Below are 23,760 nucleotides of genomic sequence, written 5' to 3'. Positions count from 1 at the left end.
TGATGTTCACCAGGGATGGAAGCTCCGTCATCTTGTGAACCAGGACAAACCGAGGAGCGTCGGCCACCCCAGACGACCACTCACGCATAGTCCAACTCTATGGTCTTGCCCCGGAATACGCGATAGGAAAATCCGGTGTAGGCGATAATGACGGGCAACGTGACACAAACCCCGATCAGGATGATTTTGAGCGACTCGGGGCTGCTGGCGGCCTGCCAGACGGTAAGCCTGTCGATCACCACGAAGGGATAGATGCTGTAGCTGAGGCCGAGGAAACTCAGGAAGAAGACGAGCACCAGCAACGCGAAGGGCAGCCAGCACAGGCTGCCGCGCACGGCTGGCGAACCGAGCAGGAGGCGCGCCGCCAGCAGCGCAACGCCCGTTGTGATTGGGATCGACGCCACCGCAATCATCGCGGGCAAGGTAAACCACCTGACACGAACGGTCTCGCTGATCCACGGCGTTGCCATCGAGATCAGGATCAAGCCAAGGACCATCGGTGGCCAGGCGATCTTGCTCCATTCGATCGCCTTGTCCTGGAGCTGGCCATCCGTCTTCATCACCAGCCATGTTGCACCGAGCAGCGCGTATGCCATCGGCAGCGCTATCGCAATTGCGCCGGCAAAGATCGGATAGTTCCAGCCCTCGCCGAAGCCGCTGATATAGCGGCCGAGCATCCAGCCCTGACATACGGACGCGAGCATTGACCCGGCGATGAACAGGCGGTCCCACATCGCCTTCCGGTCGGCCTTGGCCTTGACCCTGAAATCAAAGGCGGCGCCGCGCAAGATCAGGCCGACCAGCATGAGAGCGGTCGGCAGGTACAATTCCGACAGGACCAGTCCGTGCGCCTTGGGGAAGGCAATCAGGAGCAGGCCGACGCCAAGGACCAGCCACGTTTCGTTGGCATCCCAGAACGGGCCAATGGATGCGACCATGGTATCCCGCTCTTCGGGAGTCGCTCGATGCATCAACATGCCGACCCCGAGATCGTATCCGTCGCTCACGACGTAGACGAGCAGCGATACCCCCATCAACCCGATGAAGATCAGCGGAAGCAGTTCGTCGAACGACATCGAAGTCATGCGAATTCTCCCCGGCGCTGATACTGGTGCGTGCCCTCCGCGAGGTCTTTCGATGTGATGGGGCCGGTGGGCTTTTCCGCAGCTTCCGACATGTATTTCAGCACGCCGACATACGCGGCGAGCAAGGTCAGATAGAGCGCAGTGTAGATTGCGAGCGTCAAGGCAATGCTTGACGACGGGACCCGTGAGGCGACATCGGCAGTTCTAATGAGACCCGAAACAATGAAAGGCTGGCGTCCGATTTCCGTGACGTACCATCCGGCAATGGTTGCAACCCAACCGGCAAAGGTCATTCCAGCGAACAGCTTGAGCATTGGTCGCGGCATCCGGGCGAAATCCCAGCCATCGCGCCAGTGCCTCCACAGACCGATCCAGCTGACCAGCAACATCAGGATGCCGGTCCCCACCATGATCCGGAAGCACCAGAACACCGGAAAGACCGGCGGATGGGCCGATGGAAATTCGTTCAGCCCCTTGATTTCGCCATTAGCATCATGGCGGAGGATCAGGCTCGCGAGCTTCGGCACAGGCAATTCGAAACGGTTCGTTCTCGCCGCATCATCCGGGATCGCGAACAGCAGCAATGGAGCACCGCGCGTCGTTTCCCAGATACCCTCCATGGCCGCGATCTTCTGCGGCTGATGCTTGAGTGTATTGAGCCCATGAAGGTCACCCGCCAACATTTGTGCGGGCGCGACCAGGGCAGCGAAAATGAGCCCGGTCCGCAGCACGCGAGAGGCACTGGCCGTCGCTACGCCTTTCAGGAGCTGCCAGGCGCTGATCCCGATCAGCAGGAACGCGCAGGTCAGCGCGGATGCCAGCGTCATATGAACCAAACGATACGGAAAGGACGGATTGAAGATGATCTCCAGCCAGTTCTTGGCGTGAAACACCCCATCGATGACTTCGTATCCCGCCGGCGTCTGCATCCAGGAATTAAGGGCCAGGATCCAGAACGCACTCATCAGCGTCCCGAGCGCGACGAGGAAGGTCGCTCCCAGGTGAACCATCTCTCCGACGCGGCGGTGACCGAACAGCATCACGCCGAGAAAACCCGCTTCCAGAAAGAATGCGGTCAGCACTTCATAGCCGAGCAACGGGCCGGCGATATTGCCGACGCGCTCCATGTAGCCCGGCCAGTTGGTGCCGAACTGGAAGCTCATGGTGACGCCGCTGACGACCCCGAGCGCGAATGTCAGAGCGAACACCTTGGTCCACAAGCGGTAGGCACGGAGCCAATCGAGCTTCTGCTGCGGGTCGGTTGCGCGCAGGTGCTTCAGCCGAAAAAACAGCAGCACCCAGCCCAACGCGATCGAGATCGACGGAAACAGAATGTGGAACGTGATGTTGGCGGCAAACTGTATACGCGCGAGAAACACGGCCTCCATCAGCTTCCCCTACATTTTCGACGCAGCGCATCGAGGTCGGTCGAACACGCAACAGTCGATGCGATATTCATCCCGTTTGCGACCTGCCATCAATGAAGCTTCACGTGCGGCTCGGTCCGCCGGGTGATCAGGCGGGCCAGCGTGTCGAGCGCAACCTTCACCGAACCGTGCAGCGCGTGTTCGTGCATCTTGTAGAGAGACAGGTACATCATCCTTGCGAAGATGCCTGCGAAGACAAGGTTGCCGCCCACGAGTGCTCCCATCATCGAGCCGACCGTGCTGAATTCGCCGAGCGACACCAACGATCCGAAGTCTTTATACTTGTAGTCCTTGATCGGCTCGCCCCGCAGATAACGCGGAAGCTGGGAATAGAGATGCGAGGCCTGCTGATGGGCCGCCTGCGCGCGTGGCGGTACGTTGCCGCGCTCGCCCCACGAGCAGGCCGCGCAATCGCCGATGGCAAAGATGCCGTCGTCGCGGCTTGTTTGCAGTGTCGGCCGAACGACGAGTTGATTGATGCGGTTGGTTTCGAGACCCGCGATATCCTTGAGGAAATCGGGCGCCTTGACGCCCGCGGCCCAGACGATCAATTCAGCGGGAATCGTCCGGCCGTCCGTCAGGCTCACATGGTCGGACCCGACCTCGGAGACCTTGGCGCCGACCAGCACATCGACTCCAAGCTTGCCAAGCAACTTCTCCGTCTCTTTCGAGACTCGTTCCGGCAGGGCGGGAAGCACCCGTTCGGCGGCTTCAATCAGCGTAATCCTGATGTCCTTCTGAGGATCGACCTGATCGAGGCCGTACGCCACCACTTCACGCGTCGTTCTGTGGAGCTCGGCCGCAAGTTCGACGCCGGTCGCACCGGCCCCGATGATTGCGACCTTCAATTGATGCGCTCCCAGAGGTGACGATTGGGCATGCGCGCGGATACACGCATTGACCATTCTTTCGTGGAACCGCCGTGCATCCGACTGCGATTCGAGCTTGATTGCATGGTCCACGACTCCCGGCGTGCCAAAGTCGTTGTTCTGGCTTCCGACGGCGACGACGAGCACGTCATAGCCGAAGGTCCGCTTCGGCGTGACCTCGCGACCCTCAGCGTCGAAATACGGCGCCACCAGCACCTGACGACGATCCCGATCGATCCCGATCATCTCCCCGATCCGGTAGCGAAAGCCGTGCCAGTAGGATTGCGCGAGATAATCGACCTCGTGAGCTGAGATATCCATGCTCCCGGCGGCAATTTCGTGAAGCTTCGGCTTCCACACATGCGTGCGTTTTCGCTCGATCAGTGTGATGTCGAGCTTTCCCTTGCGTCCGTATTTGTCGCCCAGGCGCGTCGCAAGCTCCAATCCGCCGGCACCGCCTCCGACGATTACAATCCGGGATTTTCCCAACTGCGGCTTGCTCATGATGGCCTCAACCGATCAGTTCACAGCTCGTCCAAACGCATCCTCCGGATCAGGCTCTATCGGAGACTGCGTCTGCCACCGCGACGGCGGCCATGTTCACGATTCGCCGGACCGTGGACGATGGCGTGAGAATGTGGGCCGGCTTTGCCGCCCCCAGCAGGATGCCGCCGACCGTCAGTCCCTGGCCCGCCGCCATCCTGAGCAGATTGTAGGAGATGTTGGCGGCGTCGAGATTCGGCATCACCAGCACGTTCGCCGGTCCCTCGAAACCGGAATCGGGAAACTCGTGGTGGAGCACGGATGGTGACAGCGCGGCGTCCCCGCGCATTTCGCCTTCGACCGCCAGATCGGGAGACCGCTGGCGGATGATCGCCCGTGCCTCCCGCATCTTGTTGGCTTCCGGAACGGCGGAGCTGCCGAAGCTCGAATGCGACAACAACGCCACCCGCGGCGTGATGCCGAAGCGACTGACCTCCGCCGCCGCCAGCAAGGCGATGTCGGCGACCTGATCGGCGGTCGGATTAAGATGGCAATGGGTGTCGCAAATGAACAGCTGATGCTGCGGCAAAATCAGCATCTGCATCACGGCGAGCGTCCGCACATCGTCCCGGGTGCCAATCACGTTGCGAATGGCGGCCAGATGATCAGATGTCCTGCCGATGACCCCGCACAGCATCGCGTCACCGACGCCTCTTGCGAGAAGGAGCGAGGCGAGCACGGTCGCATTGCTTCGGGTCTCCGAGAGAGCGAGGCCAGCCGATACGCCGTCGCGCTTTCTGCGCGAGTGGTACACTTCCGCGCATTTGGAATAGATCTCCGCATCATGTGGATCGATGATGTCGCAGTCCATGCCCGGCTTCAGCCGGAGATCGAACGACTTGATCCGATCCTCGATCGTCGACGGCCGGCCGACCAACAAGGGCCTTGCGATCCTCTCGTCAACGACCACCTGTGCAGCGCGCAGCACGCGCTCGTCTTCGCCCTCCGCCAGAAGCAGGGACTTGCCGCTGCCCTTCGCCACCGAGAAGACCGGCTGCATCGCGTTGCCGGACTGATAGACGAACCGGCTCAGCTGCTGGCGATAGGCTTCCATGTCCGCGATCGGACGCTTGGCGACACCGCTGTCGGCGGCGGCCCTGGCCACCGCCGGCGCGACGACCTCGATCAGCCGCGGGTCGAGCGGCTTTGGAATGAGATAGTCGCGGCCGAAGCGAAGCTTCTCCCCCTTGTACGCGGCGGCCACCACCTCGGGCACTTCCGTCATGGCCAGGTCCGCCAGCGCGCAGACGGTGGCAAGCTTCATCTCTTCGTTGATTGTCGTAGCGCCGCAGTCGAGCGCACCTCTGAAGATGAACGGAAAGCACAGGACGTTGTTGATCTGGTTGGGGTAGTCCGACCGCCCCGTTCCAATGATCGCATCGGGACGAACCGCCAGCGCGTCCTCCGGCATGATTTCCGGGATCGGGTTGGCCATGGCGAAGATCAGGGGATCTCGCGCCATCTTCTTGACCATGTCTGATGTCAGCACGTTGCCGGCCGACAAGCCGAGGAAGATATCCGCGTCCTGGATGATCTCGTCCAGCTTTCGCGCGTCCGTCTTAACGGCATAGCGCGCCTTGTTGTCATCCATGCCCTCGGAGCGGCCCGCATACACCACACCTTTTGCGTCGGTCACGATGATACGATCATGCCGCAATCCAAGACTGACCATGAGATCGAGACATGCCAGCGCCGCTGCGCCGGCGCCGGAGCACACCAGCTTGACGTCGGCAATGTCCTTCTTGACCAGCTTCAGGCCGTTGAGGATTGCCGCGGCGGCGATGATCGCAGTGCCATGCTGGTCATCGTGAAAGACCGGAATCTTCATTCGCTCGCGCAGCTTCTGTTCAATGTAGAAGCATTCCGGCGCCTTGATATCCTCGAGGTTGATGCCGCCGAAGGTCGGCTCCATCCTGGCGATAGTCTCGATCAGCGCGTCAGGATCCTCCTCGGCGAGCTCGATGTCGAACACGTCGATTCCGGCGAACTTCTTGAACAGGCACGCCTTGCCTTCCATGACCGGCTTGCCGGCCAGCGGGCCGATATTGCCGAGACCAAGGACGGCGGTACCGTTGGTAACGACGGCGACGAGGTTGCTGCGCGCCGTCAGCTCATCGGCCTGCAACGGGTCCTTGGCGATGACCAGGCAAGGCTCCGCCACGCCCGGCGAATACGCCAGCGACAGATCGCGCTGTGTCGCCATGGCCGTGGTCGGCACCACGGAAATCTTTCCCGGCCTCGGCAGGCGATGATATTCGAGTGCGGCTTCCCTCAGATCCTGGTTCATCGTGTTTCCTCAGCTTGATTCCGTTGTTCGAGAGGCCGCTGCGAGCGACCTCTCTCCTGCTTTGAAGGACCTCACGGTCTCCGCCCGGCATTGCGCATGGGCGCCATGCCGTCCTCGAAACGCCGGTGCAATATTTCCATCGTTTGCTTCTGGGACTCGGCCGCCGTCTCGGCAAGCTGGCGCATGTTGGCCAGAGCCTTCTCGAATCCCTGCCTGGCCAATTCAGTGCGCCGTCCCGCGACAGATTCGTCGCTTGCCTCGGCAACGATCGCTTTCATGGTTTCCTGAAAAACCTCGGCCTGCCGGGTCATCAGGTTTCGCCAGCTGTCATATGCCGAGCGGTTGACTTCGATGAGCGCGTCGATGTTCTTCTTCTCCGTGTCGATCAACGCCATCATGTCGACACCGCTGATCTGGCAAGACTCGACCAGCTTGGCGAAATCGAACCCCGCAAAGCCCCAGTCGGCGTCGTTTGTCTTCGATTTGTTGTCGGACATTTCCCTCTCCTTCATCGGTTGTTGGTGCAGTCCCGGGTTTGAAGCGGCGTTGACGGTCGAGATGCTTCCTCTTGTCGTTCAGGCGTGATCGGCGCTGGACGTCCCTCGCCGTCGAGCGCGACGAATGTAAAGATACCCTCCGTCACCTTGACACGGTCCCCTAACCGGCTGCGCAGCGCCCAGGCCTCCAGGCGAATCGCCACCGACGTACGCCCGACACGTTCGGCCGCGGCATAGACGCAGAGAACATCGCCGACGTGCACCGGCTTGATGAAATGCATCGCCTCGATCGCGACCGTCGCGACGCGCCCCTGCGCACGCTGGCCTGCATGGATGCCACCCGCGATATCCATCTGCGAAAGCACCCAGCCGCCAAAAATGTCACCGCTCGGATTCGCATCCGCAGGCATGGCGAGCGTTCGTGTCGTCAGATCCCCTCGTGGCTGCATCGACATGGCGGGGCTCAGACCATGCTCTGGCCGCCGTTTGCGGATATCGTCGAGCCCGTGATGAAACCGGCATCATCAGATGCCAGGAACACGACGGTGCGCGCGATCTCGTGCGGTTCGCCCAGACGACCGACCGGGATCTGGGGAAGGATGTTCTTGGCCACGACTTCCGGGTTGATCGCCTTGACCATCTCGGTCGCGATATAACCGGGGCAGAACGTGTTGACGGTAATGCCGGAGCGAGCTCCCTCCTGGGCCAGCGCCTTCACGAAGCCCATGTCGCCCGCCTTGGCGGCGGAGTAGTTGACCTGGCCCATCTGACCCTTCTGGCCGTTGATCGAGGAGATACAGATCACGCGGCCGAACTTGCGCTCACGCATTCCTTCCCACACCGGCCTCGTCATGTTGAACAGCGAGTTCAGGTTGGTGTTGATGACCGCGTACCATTGGTCCGGCGTCATCTTGTGGAACATGCCGTCCTTGGTGATGCCGGCATTGTTGACCAGCACCTCCACGGGGCCGAGATCAGCCTCTACCTGCTTTAGCCCTGCGACGCAGGCGTCATAGCTCGACACGTCCCATTTGTAGGCATTGATGCCGGTCTCGCTCTTGAACTTCGCGGCCGCTTCGTCATTGCCGGCATAGCTTGCAGCTACTTTGTAGCCGGCCGCCTTGAGCGCAATCGAGATCGCCTCACCTATGCCTCGCGTTCCGCCGGTCACCACCGCAACTCTGGACATCGTCTCCTCCTGATCTTGATCGGTTGATCTTGTATTGGCCGGCTCTTGGGGAGCCGTTGTCGTTCGCGGACGCCTGGTGCCGTCCGCATCTGGCGCCGGTCACAACGCCCGAACCGCTCTGCTCGTCTAGCGCTCGACTGTCAGGGCGACGCCCATGCCGCCGCCAATGCACAGCGTGGCGAGGCCCTTTTTCGCGCCGCGCTTCTGCATCTCGAACAGAAGCGTCGTCAGAACGCGCGCGCCGGACGCACCGATCGGATGGCCGATGGCAATGGCGCCGCCGTTCACGTTCACGATCGAGGGATCCCAGCCCATGTCCTTGTTGACGGCGATCGCTTGCGCCGCGAAGGCTTCGTTGGCCTCGACGAGATCGAGGTCTTTGACCTTCCAGCCGGCCTTTTCGAGCGCCTTGCGCGACGCCGGAATTGGACCCGACCCCATCACCGCGGGATCGACGCCCGCGGTCGCCCAGGACACGATCCTGGCAAGCGGCGTGAGACCACGCTTGCTGGCCTCGTCAGCGCTCATCAACACCATCGCAGCCGCGCCGTCGTTGAGACCAGAGGCGTTGCCGGCGGTCACCGAGCCTTCCTTGTTAAAGGCGGGCTTCAGCTTTGCCAGCGCGTCCAGTGTCGTGCCGGGGCGGATATACTCATCCTGGTCGACGATGACGTCGCCCTTTCTGGTCTTGACGGTAACGGGAACGATCTCGTCCTTGAACCTGCCGGCCTTCTGCGCGTCCTCGGCCTTGTTCTGCGAGCTGGTGGCAAACGCATCCTGCTCTTCCCGGGTGATCTGCCATTTGGCGGCGATGTTCTCCGCCGTGACTCCCATGTGATAGCCGTGGAACGCATCCAGCAGGCCGTCCTTCAGCATGGAGTCGATGAACTTGGTATCCCCCATCTTGGTGCCGTTCCGCATGTGCGACAGATGCGGCGCCATCGACATCGACTCCATGCCGCCGGCGACGATGACTTTCGCATCGCCGTTGGCGATCTGCTGCAGGCCGAGGGCCACCGACCGCAGGCCAGAACCGCAGAGCTGGTTCATGCCCCACGCCGTCTTCTCCTGCGGAATGCCGGCCGCCATCGCAGCCTGCCGCGCCGGATTTTGTCCCTCGCCGCCGGCAAGGACCTGGCCAAGGATCACTTCATCGACTTCTTCCGGCGAGACTTTGGCGCGCTCGAGCGCCCCCTTGATCGCCACAGCCCCAAGTTCATGCGCGGTCAGCGATCCGAATGCCCCGTTGAAGGAGCCAACCGGCGTCCGCGCGGCAGACACAATTACTACTTCAGTCATGATCAACTCCTCGTTTAGCTTTCCTTGCGCTTCCGTTTTCAAGGTCAGGCGACGACCGGCCGGGGCGCACCTGCCTCTATCTCGTCATCCGCAATCTTTACGGACTCCGGATCATCAGCTTCGACATCGCTCTCCTGGTTCAGACGTTGATGGAGCATTCTTTCATCGAGCGCCCCTTCCCATTTGGCGACAACGACTGTCGCAACGCCATTTCCGATGAGGTTGGTGAGCGCGCGCGCCTCCGACATGAAGCGGTCAATGCCAAGGATCAAGGCGATGCTCGCGACCGGAATCGTCCCGACGGATGCAAGTGTTGCGGCCAGGACGATGAAGCCGGACCCCGTGACACCAGCGGCGCCCTTGGATGTAAGGAGCAGAACGCCAATGATGCCGAGCTCTTGCCAGATCGTTAGGGGCGTATTGGTCGCCTGCGCCAGGAAGATCGCGGCCATTGTCAGGTAAATACAAGTGCCATCGAGGTTGAACGAATAGCCGGTAGGAATGACCAGGCCGACAACCGACTTTTCGCAGCCAAGATTTTCAGTCTTGGCGATCATACGCGGCAGTACCGATTCCGACGACGACGTGCCAAGCACGATCAGGAGTTCTTCCTTGATATAACGGATGAACTTGAAGATCGAAAAGCCGCTAAGGGCGGCAACGGCGCCGAGCACGACGAAGACGAACAACAAGCACGTTACGTAGAACGCCAGCATGAAGTTTGCCAACGAAACCAGCGTCGCCACGCCATACTTGCCGATTGTGAACGCCATTGCACCGAACGCTCCGATCGGCGCAACTTTCATGATGTAGCCCACGATCTTGAAGAACACGTGGCTCACCACATCAATCAGCCTCAGCACGCCCTCACCGTGTTGACCGAGAGCTTGCAATCCAAATGCAAACAGGATCGCAAAGAACAGCACCTGCAGGATTTCGCCTTGGGCAAAAGCGCCGACGACTGTCGACGGGATAATGTCCATCAGGAACTGGACCGTGCCCTGGTCCTTCGCTTTTGCGGTGAAGGCCGCGATCGATTTTGTGTCAACGGTCGACAGATCGACGTTCATGCCGACGCCAGGCTTCCACAAATTGATAACGATAAGCCCGATGATCAGCGCAGCCGTCGTCAGCACTTCGAAATAGATCAGTGCCTTCAAACCAACACGTCCGACCTTCTTCATGTCGCGCATGCTGGCGATACCATGCACAACCGTGAAGAAGATGATCGGGGCGATAATCATCTTGATGCATTTGATAAACGCATCGCCAAGCGGCTTCATCTGCTCGCCAAGCTGAGGATAAAAATGGCCCAGTAATATGCCGGCCGTGATTGCAGCCAAAACCTGCACATAGAGGTGCTGATACCATTTTACGGAATGGTGACCGCCTGTCGTTGCTGCCGCTGTTGCCATATCTCATTCCTCCCTAAGTTTTTTCTCAGTCCGCATTCACAACTCCGGGCGTAAGCCTGCTGCGATACCAACTGACCGCGCCGCCATGCAGCGGGATGAAATTGTTGCGCGTGATGTTCGAGGGGATCGTTTCCGCCGCCGCCGGATGAAATTCGATCATCCGATCGTTATTGGCGAACACTGTGTTGACGATGGCTGTGACCAGATCGTCCGGCAAATCCTTGTGCGCGACGGCAAAATTGAACAGGCCGACCGTGTCGTAACGGCGCCGCAAGGTAGGGTACGTACCTGCCGCGACAACGGATGCCGAGAGTTCCGGCATCGTCAGGCGCAGCGTTGCGATCTCCTGTCGCGTGAGAGGCAGGTAGCGCACCTTCGCCTTTCGCTCGATGTCGATAAGCATCGGAGCCGGCACGCCGGCGCCCACCGCGAGCGCGTCGATGCTTCGCGCCACCGACTTCTCCGCGAGCTCCGCCCAATCGCCGTGAACCAGGGTGGCCTCGAGTTTCAGCGCCTTGAGGAACTCGGGAAAGTAGGCAGCAGTGGTGCCGCCCTCGGGGCCGACACCGATACGTTTGCCGGCGAACTCGGCAAACGATTGAATCGGCGAGTCACTGAGCACCTGAAACTGAAACGGCGTATCGTACATCGCGAACATGGCGCGCATGTTCCGGTACTGCCGCCCATCGGTCCAGGCAGCGTTGGCGTTCCAGGCTTGCAGCGCCACGCCTTGTGTGACGAAGGCCAGCTGAATTTCACCGGTCTCAAGCAGCTTGATATTATCGACCGGGCCGCCAGTTGGTCGCGCCACCACCGCGATGCCGAGTTCTTGCGAGAGCAATCGAGCCAGCCCTTCGCCATAGACGTAATAAGTGCCGCCTTCCGACGCGGTGCCGAGCGTAAGCACTTGGGGCCAATGCGCCTCCCGCGCCGACGCCAATTTGGGCGAAAGCAGAACAAATGCGAGAAGGATAAGAACTCGCCACGTTCTTGAAGCCATGACTGTCTCCTTCATTTCAACCGCGCCCTGACTGTACGCCGTTCTACTTCACAGTCACTTTTTCTTCTGCGGCGGCAGGTCCGTGCAATGACCCTCGAACACTTCGGCCGCCATGCCGATGGACTCTCCAAGCGTCGGATGCGGGTGAATGGTCTTGCCGATATCGGCCGGCTCGCAGCCCATCTCGATCGCAAGGCAGATTTCGCTGATCAGGTCGCCGGCATGCGTGCCGACGATGCCGCCGCCGATGACGCGGTGTGTCGTGGTGTCGAACAGCAGCTTGGTAAAACCCTCGTCGCGACCATTGGCGATGGCGCGACCGGAGGCCGCCCATGGAAAGACCGCCTTGCCGAACTTGATGCCCTCGGCCTTGCATTGTTCCTCGGTCCTGCCGGCCCAGGCAACTTCGGGATCGGTGTAGGCGACGGAGGGAATCTGTCGCGCGTCGAAATACGACTTTTCGCCGTGGGCGACTTCAGCGGCCACGTGGGCTTCATGCACGGCCTTGTGCGCCAGCATGGGTTGCCCGATGATGTCTCCGATCGCGAAGATGTGCGCCACGTTGGTGCGCATCTGCTTGTCGACATCGATGAAGCCGCGCTCGGTCACCGCGATTCCGGCCTTTTCAGCGCCGATCTTCTTGCCGTTCGGGCTGCGGCCGACCGACACGAGAACGAGGTCGTAGACCTGCGATCCGGCGGGCGCCTGCTCGCCCTCGAAGCTCACCTCGATCCCGGCCTCGGTCGCCTTCGCGCCCACCGTCCTGGTCTTCAGCATGACCTTCTCGAAACGGCCCGCGTTCATCTTCTCCCAGACCTTGACCAGGTCACGGTCGGCCCCCTGCATCAGGCCGTCGAGCATTTCGACAACGTCGATGCGCGCGCCGAGCGTCGAATAGACCGTCGCCATTTCGAGTCCGATGATGCCGCCGCCGATCACCAGCATGCGCTTAGGGATCGATTTCAGCTCCAGCGCGCCGGTCGAATCGACGATGCGCGGGTCCTCAGGCAGAAACGGCAGTTTCACGGCTTGGCTGCCGGCAGCGATGATGGCGTTGGCGAACTTGACCGTCTTCTTTCCTCCGGCCGAGACAATCTCGAGATGATGCGGGTCGAGGAAGGCGCCGACGCCGGTCGCAACCTCGACCTTGCGTGCCTTCGCCATGCCGGCAAGGCCGCCCGTCAGCTTCTTGATCACGCCGTCCTTGAACGCGCGCAGCTTGCCAAGCTCGATCTGCGGTGCTCCAAAAGAAATGCCATGGTCAGGGAGGTGCCTGACCTCGTCGATCACGGACGCCGTATGCAGCAGCGCCTTGCTCGGGATACAGCCGACATTGAGACACACGCCTCCGAGCGTATCGTAACGCTCGACCAGCACGGTCTTCATGCCGAGATCGGCGGCGCGGAAGGCGGCCGAGTAGCCGCCGGGACCGGCGCCCAGCACCACCATGTCGCATTCGATATCCGCCTTGCCAGAATAGGACGCGGCGGAAGGTGCAGCCGGCGGCGGGCTGGTGGTCGCCGCCGGCTGCGCTGCTGGTGCGGGCTTCGGCACGGCCGCCGCGCTCTCCGCCTCCAGCACGAGGATTGTCGAACCTTCGCTCACCTTGTCGTCGACCTTGACCCTGACCTCCTTGACGACGCCGGCATGCGAGGACGGAATCTCCATCGACGCCTTGTCGGATTCCACCATGATGAGGCTGGTGTCGACCGCGACGGTCTCGCCGGGCTTCACCATGACCTCGATCACCGCAACGTCCTTGAAGTCGCCGATATCGGGGACCTTCACTTCGATCTGCTGAGCCATGCTGCTTCCCCCGATCTCAGAACAGCACGCGCCGCAAATCGGCGAGCACGCTGGCGAAGTAGACGTTGAAGCGCGCCGCCGCGGCGCCGTCGATGACGCGGTGATCCCAGGACAGCGACAGCGGTAGCGTCAGCCGCCAGTCCGATGTCTTGCCGTCGGAGGAGTGCTGCTTCCAGTAGCCCTTGCAGACGCCCATGATCGCGACCTCGGGCGCGTTGATGATCGGCGTGAAATAGATGCCACCGATGCCGCCGAGCGAGGAGATCGAGAAAGTCCCGCCCTGCATCTGGTCGGGCTTGATCTTGCCTTCGCGCGCGAGCTTGGCGAGGGCGTTCATCTCCTTGGCGATTTCCGGCACCGATTTCTTGTCGGCATCGCGGATGACAGGCACCATCAGGCCATTCGGCGTATCAGCGGCAAAGCCGATGTGCCAGTAGTTCTTGTAGACGAGCGCGTCGCCATCGAGGCTCGCATTGAATTCCGGGAATTTTTGCAGCGTCGCGACAGCGGCCTTGACCATGAACGGCAGCAGCGAGAGCTTTACGCCGCTCTTCTCCAGCTCCTTGTTCATCTGCACCCGGAACTGTTCGAGATCGGTGATATCGGCCTCGTCGTGGGTCGTGACGTGCGGGATGACAACCCAGTTGCGGTGCAGATTGGCCGCGGAAATCTTCTTGATGCGGCCGAGCTCCTTGCGCTCGACCGGCCCGAATTTTGCGAAATCGACCTTGGGCCAGGGTAGAAGGTCGATGCCGCCAACGCCGCCTCCGCTTGCGGTCGCTGCTTGCGGCTTGGCCGGCGCCGCGCCGCCCTTGCCGAAGGCCTCGACGTCTTCGCGCAGAATACGGCCGTGATTCCCCGAGCCCTTGACCTTGCCGAGATCGACGCCCAGTTCGCGCGCCAGCTTGCGCACGGCCGGACCGGCATAGGCGAGAGCGAAGCTTTTTTCGTCAAAGGCGCCGACCACCGCCGTTCCAGCGGCGGTGGCCGACGAGGACGCAGGCGGTGACACGGGAGGGATGTCGGCCTGCAAAGGTGCTGCCCCAGTTGCGAGCGACAGGATGATCGAGCCCTCGCTGACCTTGTCGCCGGTCTTGACCTTGATCTCGCGCACGGTGCCCGAGAGAGGCGCCGGCACTTCCATCGTCGCCTTGTCCGACTCGAGCGCGATCAGCGCATCCTCCGCTTTCACGCTATCGCCGGCTTTGACGAAGATTTCGATGACCGGAACGTCCTTGAAGTCGCCGATATCGGGGACGCGCACCTCGGCGACTCCAGCCGGTGCGCTGACCGGCGACGGCGGAGCGCTGACGACAGGGCGAGCCTCGGCCTGCTCCGCGCCGGCGCCCTCGAACTGCACGATCACAGCCCCTTCGCTTACCTTGTCGCCAACCTTGGCGATCACCGACTTCACCACGCCATCGCGCGGCGACGGCACCTCCATGGTCGCCTTGTCGGACTCCAGCGCAACCAGCGGCTCCTCGGCCTTCACCCTGTCGCCCGGCTTGACGAAGACCTCGATTACCGGGACGTCCTTGAAGTCACCGATGTCGGGAACCTTGATGTCGATCAGACCACTCATCGCTCTGTCCTCGGCTCCGCTGGCTCACACGGTCCAGGGCGCAGCACGCCCGGCGTCGATTTTGTATTTGGCGATGGCTTCGGCCACGACTGCCGGCTTGATCGCTCCGTCGTCGGCGAGCGCCTTGAGCGCAGCGACGGCGACGTAATGCCGGTCGACCTCGAAGAATTTTCGCAGCTTCACGCGATAGTCGCTGCGGCCAAAACCGTCCGTGCCGAGTACGACGTATCGACGCCCGGCCGCTTGCACATATTCCCGAATCTGATCGGGGTAGTTGCGCATGTAGTCGGTGGAGGCCACGACGGGCCCGGGATGTCCCTCGAGCTGCGTCTCCACCCAGCTCTTGCGGCGCGGCTCGGTCGGATGCAGCAGGTTCCAGCGCTCCGACGCCATACCGTCACGGCGCAATTCGTTGAAGCTGGTCGCGCTCCAGACATCAGCGGTGACGCCGAAGTCCGCCTTCAGCAGATCGGCGGCCGCGATCACTTCGCGCAGGATCGTTCCCGAACCGACGAGCTGGACGCGAAGGCCCTTCTTCGGCGTCTCGCCGCCGCTCTTCAGGAGATAGAGCCCCTTGAGAATTCCCTCCTCCGCCCCCTTGCCAGCGTCGGCGAGCGAGGGATGCGGATAGTTCTCGTTCATCAGGGTGATGTAGTAGTAGACATCCTCCTGCGCCTCATACATGCGGCGCATGCCTTCGCGGACGATCGTCACGACCTCATAGGCAAAGGTCGGATCGTAGGAGATGCAGTTCGGGATAGTGCTGGCGAGGACGTGGCTGTGGCCGTCCTCATGCTGCAGCCCTTCGCCGTTGAGCGTGGTGCGCCCGGCGGTACCGCCGAGCAGGAACCCGCGTGCACGCATGTCGCCGGCGAGCCAGGCGAGGTCTCCGACGCGCTGCAGACCGAACATCGAATAGTAGATATAGAACGGAATCATCGGCACGTTGTTCGTGCTGTAGGACGTCGCGGCGACGATCCAGCTCGACATGGCGCCGCCTTCGTTGATGCCTTCCTGCAGAACCTGCCCGCTCTTGTCCTCGCGGTAGTACATCAGCTGATCGGCATCCTGCGGCCGGTAGAGCTGGCCGACCGACGAATAGATGCCGAGCTGGCGGAACATGCCCTCCATGCCGAAGGTGCGCGATTCATCGGGAACGATCGGCACGATGTGCTTGCCGATCGCCTTGTCGCGCACGAGGGTGCCGAGCATCTGCACGAAGGCCATCGTGGTCGAGATTTCACGGTCGCCCGTAGCGTCGAGCAGCCGCTGGAACGTCGACAGCGGCGGAATTTGCAAGGAGGCAGACTTGCGCCGGCGCTGCGGCAGGCTGCCGCCGAGCTTTTCGCGCTGTGCGCGGAAATACTTCATCTCCGGGCTGTCTTCCGGCAGACGGAGGAAAGGGACCTTCGCCAGATCATTGTCGGCAACCGGCACCTGGAAGCGGTCGCGGAAGCCGCGCAGCGCGTCCTGCGTCATCTTCTTGGCCTGATGCGCGATCATCTGGCCTTCGCCGGATTCGCCCATGCCGTAGCCCTTGACGGTTTTCGGCAGGATCACCGTCGGCTGGCCCTTGTGGTTTACCGCTGCTGCGTAGGCCGCAAAGACTTTTTCCGGATCGTGGCCGCCGCGCGCGAGCTTCCAGATCTCATCGTCGCTCATGTCGGCGACAAGCTGTTTCAGTTCATCGTACTTGCCGAAGAAGTGCTCGCGGATATAGGCGCCGCTCTTGCTCTTGAAATCCTGGTATTCGCCGTCGACGCACTCCTCCATGCGCTTCAGCAGCAATCCGCTCGTGTCCTTTTCGAGCAGGCGATCCCAGCCCGAGCCCCACAGCACCTTGATGACGTTCCAGCCGGCGCCGCGGAAAACACTCTCGAGCTCCTGGACGATCTTGCCGTTGCCACGGACGGGCCCGTCGAGCCGCTGGAGGTTGCAGTTGATGACGAAGATCAGATTGTCGAGATTTTCGCGGCCGGCGAGCGAAATCGCGCCGAGCGATTCCGGCTCGTCCGTTTCGCCGTCGCCCATGAAGGCCCAGACCTTCCGATTCGATGTCTCGGCCAGCTTGTGGTTCTGGAGATACTTCAGGAACCGGGCCTGATAGATCGCCATCAAGGGCCCCAGTCCCATCGACACCGTCGGGAACTGCCAGAAATCCGGCATGAGCCAAGGGTGCGGATAGCTCGACAAGCCCTCGCCGCCGGTCTCCTGCCTGAAGCTGAGAAGCTGCTCCTCGCTCAGCCGTCCCTCGAGAAATGCACGCGCATAGATGCCGGGTGAGCAATGCCCCTGCACGAAGATCAGATCGCCGCCGTGGCTGTCCGTCGGCGCGTGCCAGAAGTGGCCGTAGCCGATATCGTAGAGCGTGGCAGCCGACTGAAAGCTCGCGATATGGCCGCCAAGCTCCGAGCTTTCCTTGTTGGCGCGCAGAACGATTGCAAGAGCGTTCCACCGGATGATCGAGCGAAGCTTGTGCTCGATCGCGCGATCGCCCGGCAGTGCCGGCTGCTGATCCGGTGGGATCGTGTTGCAGTAGGGCGTCGTCAGCGACTGCTCTACCTGAAGGCCGCCACGCCGTGCGGCGTCCAGCACCGCGTTGACGACGAACTCGGCCCGGTCATTGCCGCGATGGCCCCGGACTGCCGACAAGGCATCCAGCCACTCCCGGGTTTCCTGCGGATCCAGATCTTGCGCGTCCGCGACCTTCATTACCTTCTCCCTTTGCATGCCAAGCCGAAGTCAAGCGTCAACGCTCATTGCGTTCCGCGGGCGTGCGGAAGCGCAACGCTACGCAGGCGATATTGCCTGTCGCTCTAGGTGATGAGTTGAATACTGGCTGGCATCTGAACGTCCCCTCGCATCGTTTGTTCTTGAGCTTTTGCTTCTTTTGCATACCCAAGCAGCATTCGTGCCAGACCACGCAATGCGCAGCCAATCGCGCGCATGCCTTTCATTTTGCTTGAGATTGCGATGCAAGCCGTCGCGCCCTCCGATGCGATCGGTCCGGATCTGTCCGAAGCTCCGGAAAACGGGCCGGAAGGATCACCCGAAATGTCGGACAGGCGTGGCGACGGGTTCCAAATGCAAGGCTCGAAATCGGAAACCGGCCCGCGCGCGCACGAACCGAGAGTGCCCACACAACGCGGCGACCGGTCGTGAGAGGGGTGCTGATGAGAGGACGAAGAATCGAATTGACGAAGTTCGCTTGGATAGCTGAATGTCCGCGACGGTGCATTCACAGGGCTGACCAAATGACTGTCGTGCTCGACCTCCTCAATAACGATCCGCGAGAGAAGATGCGGCCCGAGAGGCAACGCCACCCTGAAAAGGCCAACCGCCCCGACACGCCCATACAGAGCAAGCCTGCGTGGATCCGCGTGAAAGCACCCGGCTCCGCCGAATGGGCCGCGACGAAGCGCATCGTGCGCGAGAACAAACTCGTCACCGTCTGCGAGGAAGCCAGTTGTCCCAATATTGGCGAGTGCTGGGCGAAGAAGCACGCGACCTTCATGATCATGGGCGATACGTGCACGCGCGCCTGCGCTTTCTGCAACGTGCGCACCGGCCTGCCCGGACCGCTCGACGCCGATGAGCCGAACAAGGTCGCCGAAGCGGTGGCCAAGCTGGGACTGGAACATGTCGTCGTCACCTCGGTCGATCGTGACGACCTTGCCGACGGCGGTGCCGCGCATTTCGCTGCGACGATTGCCGCCATCCGCGCGACAAGCCCGGGTACGACGGTCGAAATCCTGACTCCGGATTTTCTACGCAAGAAGGGCGCGCTCGAAACCGTCGTTGCGGCGAAACCCGATGTGTTCAATCACAATCTGGAGACGGTGCCGTCGAAATATCTGACGGTGCGGCCTGGCGCGCGCTATTTCCATTCGGTGCGGCTGCTGCAGCGCGTGAAGGAACTCGACGCGCAGATCTTCACCAAGTCCGGGATCATGGCCGGCCTCGGCGAAGAGCGCAGCGAAGTGCTGCAGTTGATGGACGACCTTCGTTCCGCCGACGTCGATTTCCTGACCATCGGCCAGTATCTCCAGCCCACGCGCAAGCACCACGCTGTCATGCGCTTCGTGCCCCCTGACGAATTCGAGGCCTATGAGAAGGTCGCCTACGCCAAGGGCTTTCTGCTGGTGTCGGCCACGCCGCTGACGCGTTCCTCGCACCACGCCGGAGACGACTTCCGCAAACTACGCGAGCGCCGGCGTGGCTAGCGGGCCGGTGCGGCCAACCGTCAGAAGCTCAACTGCACCTTCATGGACCGGCTGCGGTCGCCTGCCAGCTCAAAGGCCGTTTGCACCTCCTCGAGCCCATAGCAACCCGTCAGCAGCGGCTTCATGTCGACGGCCCGCCGGTTGATGAGGTCGACGGCCAAGCCGAACTCTTCGTGGAACCTGAAGGTACCGCGGACCTCGATCTCCTTGGCGACCACCGTGTTCTGGGGAATGGATATGTCGCCGCCGAGCCCGAGCTGCAGCAGCACGCCGCGCGGCTTCAACACATCGAGGCCCGAGCGGATCGCCCGCTCATTGCCTGATGCTTCGAAGTGCACGTCGAAATAGCCCTTGTTGGCAGCAAAGGCGCCCAGCCGCTCCGGCTCCTTCGCCACATTGATGGTGCTGTCGGCTCCGATCTGCTCTGCCTTTTTCAACACCGCATCCATCACGTCGGTCGCCACGATTTCCCGCGCGCCGTGCGCACGCGCGGCAATGATGGTCAGCGCGCCGATCGGACCGCAGCCGGTGACGAGAACGCGTTTACCCAGCAGCGAGCCTGCGCGAGCGACCGCATGCAGGGTAACGGCAAACGGCTCGGCAAAGGCGGCTTCGTTGATCGAAACGCCCTCGCCCACCCGGTGGCATTGCCATTCCTCGGCGACGAGACGCTGGCGAAATGCGCCTTGAATGTGCGGCATCGGCATGGCGCTGCCATAGAAGCGCATGTTGAGGCACTGATTTTGCAAACCCTGCAGACAGAACTGGCAGGCATTGCAGGGCCTGCTTGGCGAAATGGCCACGCGGTCGCCGACCGCGAATCGGGATACGCCGGCGCCGGTCGCCTTGATCGTGCCGGCGATCTCGTGACCCAGGATCATCGGCTCGCGAATCCGCACCGTGCCGAAACCGCCGTGGTTGAAGTAATGCAGATCGGAGCCGCAAATGCCGCCCGCCTCGATGGCGACCTCGACCTGACCCGGCCCCACTTTCTCCGGCTCGCGCTCCTCGACCCGCAGATCGCGCGCGGCGTGAATGACGACGGCTTTCATGGCTTTCTCCTCAGACGATGGACGCGATCACTGCGGCGCCGGCACAGCGCGCGCCTTAACCGCGCATCCGTGATCACAGACTGGTGGTGATGCCGCCATCGACATAGAGCGTATGCCCATTGACGAAGGACGAAGCATCTCCCGACAAAAAGACGGCGGTGCTGATCAGTTCGTCCACATTGCCCCAGCGTGAGGCCGGCGTCCGCTTTTCCAGCCAGGCCGTAAAGGCGGGATCGTCGACCAGCGCCTGATTCAAGGGAGTCTTGAAGTAGCCCGGCGCGATCGCATTGACCTGGAGGCCGTACTTCGCCCAGTCGGTGCACATGCCGCGCGTCAGGTTCTTGATCGCGCCCTTGGTCGCCGTATACGGCGCAATGCCGGGGCGAGCCAGTTCGCTCTGCACCGAAGCGATGTTGATGATCTTGCCCTTTCCGCGCGGGATCATATGGCGCGCCACGGCCTGACCGACGTAGAAAGCACTGGAGACATTGGTCCTGAGCAGTAGCTCCCATTTCTCCGCCGGAAAATCCTCCAGCGGCGAGCGAAACTGCATGCCGGCATTGTTGACGAGGATGTCGATCGGTCCGACCGTTTGTTCGATGCTGGCAACGCCTTCACGAACGGCCTCCGCGACGGTCACGTCGAAAGCGGCCACGGCAACCTTGTGCCCGCCGGCCGTCAGGCTCGCTACCGCGGTGTCAAGCTTATCGCGATCGCGTCCGTTCAGGACAACAGAGGCACCATGCTCGGCGAGCCCGCGCGCCAGCGCAAGCCCGATCCCTTGCGACGATCCGGTGACGAGGGCGCGCTTGCCCGCCAGATTGAAAAGTTCAAATGCCACGGCCGGACCTTCTCCATGCGTATGGAATTACCGTCCGAGCATTTTTCTGACATTTGCCAGACAGACGCGAAGGAACGGATCGGAATGGACATAGAAGTAACGCACGCCGCGCTCAAGCCAAAAAGGCAGTTCGTCCGAGGTTACAGGCGTACCGGCAGTAGTCTTCCGTCAGACTCTGGCTCTTGAAGCGGGCTTCTTGGTGAAATCGATCGCCGCGCGGCCGTAGCTTGTCGCATCAAACGGCTACGATCTTGCAATCAGCTTTTGACTGCGTCGGCCGCGCTGTAGCTAACCGCTGGCAGCCGCTCGGCCCGCCTCCCACAGATCGAGCGCCTCTTGGCGCTCGATGCCGCGGGTGATGAACACGATACGAGAGCGGCGGTCGGCATCGGGCCATGCGGGGAGCGCCACCGGCGGATGGAAGACATGGTGCACGCCGTGGATCACGATCGGCGTCGGCTCCCCGAGAAGATTGAGAATCCCTTTGACCCGCAGCAGGTCCTCGCCGCGCGCACTGCGAAGATATGCGAGCCAGCGCGAAACGGCCATCCAGTCGAGCGGTTCGTCGAACGCAAGCACGAAGCTGGTGATCGATGCATCGTGGCTGTGATGGTCGTGACCTGTGTGCTCGTGCGCCGCCTCGCAGGATCCTGCGAACGCCTGCTCGCTGAGCCAGCGCGCAACGTCGATCGCTTTCTTCTCGGGATCGACCAGGCCGGCGCCGAATAGCGCCGCCGGATCGATCTCGCCATACATTACGCGTTCGATCCTGGCGCCGGGATTGAGCCGGCCGAGACGCTGATGCAATGCGGCAGTGTTGCTGACCAAATCAGACTTGGTGATCAGCAGGCGGTCTGCAAGCGCTACCTGTTTCACCGCCTCGTATTGACGATCGAGCTGATGAACGGCGTTGACCGCATCGACTGTCGTCACGACTGTATCGAGCCGCAGGAAATGCGAGACCAATGGATTGTTGAGAAGAAGCTGAACGATCGGGGCAGGATCTGCCAGACCTGTGGTCTCGATGAGAATACGGCGAAATGGCGGCACCTCGCCGCGGTCGCGCTTCACCAGGAGCGCGCGCAGCGTCTCTTCGAGGTCGCTGCGGATTGTGCAGCAAATACAACCGCTCGCGAGCACAGCCACCTCGCCGTCGATGCGCTCGACCAGGAGATGGTCGAGAGCGGTTTCGCCGTATTCGTTAATGATGACGGCGCTGTCCCCCATGGCGTCGTGGCGCAGCAGCCGATTGAGCAGCGTGGTCTTGCCGCTGCCAAGAAAGCCGGTGATCAGCGATACCGGCAGCCGCTCGGCTGACTTGTCGTTCTCGAACAGGCTCATCGGCGCCCTCATCTCAACCGTCTTATTTTTGTCGCTGGACAACAGCCTAGCGGAGGAGGAGCATTGTCGAAAATAAATCTTTAAGCCCAGCTTCCTGGGCACAATCTGGGAGGGAACGATGGACGATGAAGTCAGGGGCGAAGAGCAGAAAGGCGAGATGGCAACCGATCGCCGCACGTTGCTCCGCACAGCCGGCTTGGCCGGCGCTGCGGGAGCGGCGCTCGCAGGCGCGATGCATGGCAAGTTCTCGCTCGCGCCGGTCACCGCAGCGCAGGCGCAGACCGCCACCTCCATGCCCAAGGGAGTAGACAGGCCCTGGTGGCCCTCAAAATGGGGCAAGGACGACGAGGCCGGCGCATCCAACCACATCACACCGGCGAAGGTCCTCGACGCGGTGAAATGGATCAAGGATGGCAAGATCTACAAGATCGGTCGTGTCTACGAACAGGGCATGCCGCTGTTCGGCGCGCGCGCGTTCTCGCTGCGCATTCCCGGGGGGCCGACCGGCGGCCCGTTCGGCGACAACAAGCTTGTGTATCATGACGAGTTTCTCGCCACTGAGATCGGCCAGACCGGCACGCAGTTCGATGGTCTCGGCCACATCGGCATCCAGATGGGCAAGGACGGCGACAAGAGCGAGATGCGTTTCTACAACGGCTTCACCGCCGCAGAGATCGGCGACGCGTACGGTCTCAAGAAGCTCGGCACCGAGAAGCTCAAGCCGCTCTTCACCCGCGCTCATCTGATCGACATGGTCGCGCTCAAGGGCGGGATGATGGACGCCGGCCAGGAGATTACCACAGCCGACATCAAGGCGGCGCTGCAGAAGCAGAACATTCCCGAAAGCGACATCAAGCCGGGCGACGCGATCATGTTCCACACCGGCTGGGGTTCGCTGTGGATGAAGAACAATGATCGCTACAATAGCGGAGAGCCGGGCATCGGCCTCGACGCCGCCAGATGGGTGATCGAAAAGGACCTCGCGCTGACCGCGGCTGACACCTGGGCGGTCGAAGTGGTGCCCAATCCAGACAAGTCGCTCGCCTTCGCGGTCCATAGCGAGTTGCAGACGAAGCACGGGATACTCAACCACGAGAACCTGATCTTCGACGAGCTCATCGCCGACAGGAAGTACCAGTTCGTCTACAGCTTCACCCCTGCCCCGATAAAGGGCGCAACGGGAAGCAACGGCTGCCCGATCGCGATCACATAACGAGGGCGCATTGGCGGCGTGGGCGGATGGACCGCCCACGCCGCCGGTCTCACGAAGGATAGGGTTGAGGAGCGTTGGTTTCGTTCGCTGG

18 protein-coding genes are annotated in these 23,760 nt (G+C 61.8%); 2 read left to right on the top strand and 16 right to left on the bottom strand.

From position 1 onward, the window contains the following. Nucleotides 1-80 precede the first annotated feature (80 nt). From AC0QUY_RS04350 to aceE, 13 genes are all read right to left on the bottom strand, one after another. A complete protein-coding gene (locus AC0QUY_RS04350; protein ID WP_475386044.1) occupies nt 81-1,076 on the bottom strand; it encodes a cytochrome d ubiquinol oxidase subunit II in 996 nt (331 codons plus the stop codon). A gap of 5 nt (nt 1,077-1,081) precedes the next feature. Next, nucleotides 1,082-2,473 (bottom strand): cytochrome ubiquinol oxidase subunit I, encoded by a 1,392-nt coding sequence (locus AC0QUY_RS04345; RefSeq protein WP_475385901.1) that lies wholly within the window; start codon nt 2,471-2,473, stop codon nt 1,082-1,084. 89 nt (nt 2,474-2,562) lie between these two features. Continuing rightward, the gene (locus AC0QUY_RS04340) at nt 2,563-3,885 is read right to left on the bottom strand and encodes an NAD(P)/FAD-dependent oxidoreductase (protein WP_475385900.1); all 1,323 of its coding nucleotides are present in this window, start codon (nt 3,883-3,885) and stop codon (nt 2,563-2,565) included. Between the two features lie 49 nt (nt 3,886-3,934). Continuing rightward, entirely contained in the window at nt 3,935-6,211 is a 2,277-nt protein-coding gene (locus AC0QUY_RS04335) for an NADP-dependent malic enzyme (protein WP_475385899.1), read from the bottom strand. A gap of 71 nt (nt 6,212-6,282) precedes the next feature. Next, nucleotides 6,283-6,708, bottom strand: coding sequence for a TIGR01841 family phasin (gene phaP, locus AC0QUY_RS04330; protein WP_475385898.1), 426 nt, complete (start codon nt 6,706-6,708; stop codon nt 6,283-6,285). An 11-nt stretch (nt 6,709-6,719) separates the two neighbouring features. Continuing rightward, complete coding sequence (locus AC0QUY_RS04325) at nt 6,720-7,163, bottom strand: acyl-CoA thioesterase (RefSeq protein WP_475385897.1); 444 nt, start codon at nt 7,161-7,163, stop codon at nt 6,720-6,722. A gap of 8 nt (nt 7,164-7,171) precedes the next feature. Beyond that, nucleotides 7,172-7,897 carry an acetoacetyl-CoA reductase gene (gene phbB, locus AC0QUY_RS04320; RefSeq protein WP_475385896.1) on the bottom strand — a complete coding sequence of 242 codons (726 nt, stop codon included), beginning with the start codon at nt 7,895-7,897 and terminating at the stop codon, nt 7,172-7,174. 126 nt (nt 7,898-8,023) lie between these two features. Next, nucleotides 8,024-9,196, bottom strand: coding sequence for an acetyl-CoA C-acetyltransferase (locus AC0QUY_RS04315; protein WP_161852204.1), 1,173 nt, complete (start codon nt 9,194-9,196; stop codon nt 8,024-8,026). A gap of 44 nt (nt 9,197-9,240) precedes the next feature. Then, nucleotides 9,241-10,611 (bottom strand): dicarboxylate/amino acid:cation symporter, encoded by a 1,371-nt coding sequence (locus AC0QUY_RS04310; protein WP_475385895.1) that lies wholly within the window; start codon nt 10,609-10,611, stop codon nt 9,241-9,243. A gap of 25 nt (nt 10,612-10,636) precedes the next feature. Further along, complete coding sequence (locus AC0QUY_RS04305; protein ID WP_161856425.1) at nt 10,637-11,611, bottom strand: TAXI family TRAP transporter solute-binding subunit; 975 nt, start codon at nt 11,609-11,611, stop codon at nt 10,637-10,639. Nucleotides 11,612-11,665: 54 nt separating this feature from the next. Then, nucleotides 11,666-13,417 (bottom strand): dihydrolipoyl dehydrogenase, encoded by a 1,752-nt coding sequence (gene lpdA / locus AC0QUY_RS04300; protein WP_475385894.1) that lies wholly within the window; start codon nt 13,415-13,417, stop codon nt 11,666-11,668. 16 nt (nt 13,418-13,433) lie between these two features. Next, nucleotides 13,434-14,999 carry a dihydrolipoyllysine-residue acetyltransferase gene (locus AC0QUY_RS04295; protein WP_475385893.1) on the bottom strand — a complete coding sequence of 522 codons (1,566 nt, stop codon included), beginning with the start codon at nt 14,997-14,999 and terminating at the stop codon, nt 13,434-13,436. Nucleotides 15,000-15,023: 24 nt separating this feature from the next. Next, nucleotides 15,024-17,711 (bottom strand): pyruvate dehydrogenase (acetyl-transferring), homodimeric type, encoded by a 2,688-nt coding sequence (gene aceE, locus AC0QUY_RS04290; RefSeq protein ID WP_475385892.1) that lies wholly within the window; start codon nt 17,709-17,711, stop codon nt 15,024-15,026. 542 nt (nt 17,712-18,253) lie between these two features. On the opposite strand from aceE, the gene lipA reads away from it, so the two are divergent. Then, on the top strand, nt 18,254-19,222 hold the full coding sequence (lipA, locus tag AC0QUY_RS04285; RefSeq protein WP_475385891.1) for a lipoyl synthase: 969 nt from the start codon (nt 18,254-18,256) through the stop codon (nt 19,220-19,222). 20 nt (nt 19,223-19,242) lie between these two features. Here the strand turns inward: lipA and AC0QUY_RS04280 are convergent, their stop codons facing one another. From AC0QUY_RS04280 to AC0QUY_RS04270, 3 genes are all read right to left on the bottom strand, one after another. Beyond that, the gene (locus AC0QUY_RS04280; protein ID WP_475385890.1) at nt 19,243-20,274 is read right to left on the bottom strand and encodes an L-idonate 5-dehydrogenase; all 1,032 of its coding nucleotides are present in this window, start codon (nt 20,272-20,274) and stop codon (nt 19,243-19,245) included. A 73-nt stretch (nt 20,275-20,347) separates the two neighbouring features. Then, nucleotides 20,348-21,115, bottom strand: a complete 768-nt coding sequence (locus AC0QUY_RS04275; protein WP_475385889.1) for an SDR family oxidoreductase — start codon at nt 21,113-21,115, stop codon at nt 20,348-20,350. A 288-nt stretch (nt 21,116-21,403) separates the two neighbouring features. Then, on the bottom strand, nt 21,404-22,456 hold the full coding sequence (locus tag AC0QUY_RS04270; RefSeq protein WP_475385888.1) for a CobW family GTP-binding protein: 1,053 nt from the start codon (nt 22,454-22,456) through the stop codon (nt 21,404-21,406). Nucleotides 22,457-22,574: 118 nt separating this feature from the next. On the opposite strand from AC0QUY_RS04270, the gene AC0QUY_RS04265 reads away from it, so the two are divergent. Beyond that, entirely contained in the window at nt 22,575-23,669 is a 1,095-nt protein-coding gene (locus tag AC0QUY_RS04265) for a cyclase family protein (RefSeq protein WP_161852195.1), read from the top strand. The last annotated feature ends 91 nt before the right edge of the window (nt 23,670-23,760 follow it).

It is taken from the genome of Bradyrhizobium sp. WYCCWR15520 (genome assembly GCF_056174665.1).
This window is presented reverse-complemented; position numbering and strand designations above follow the sequence as displayed.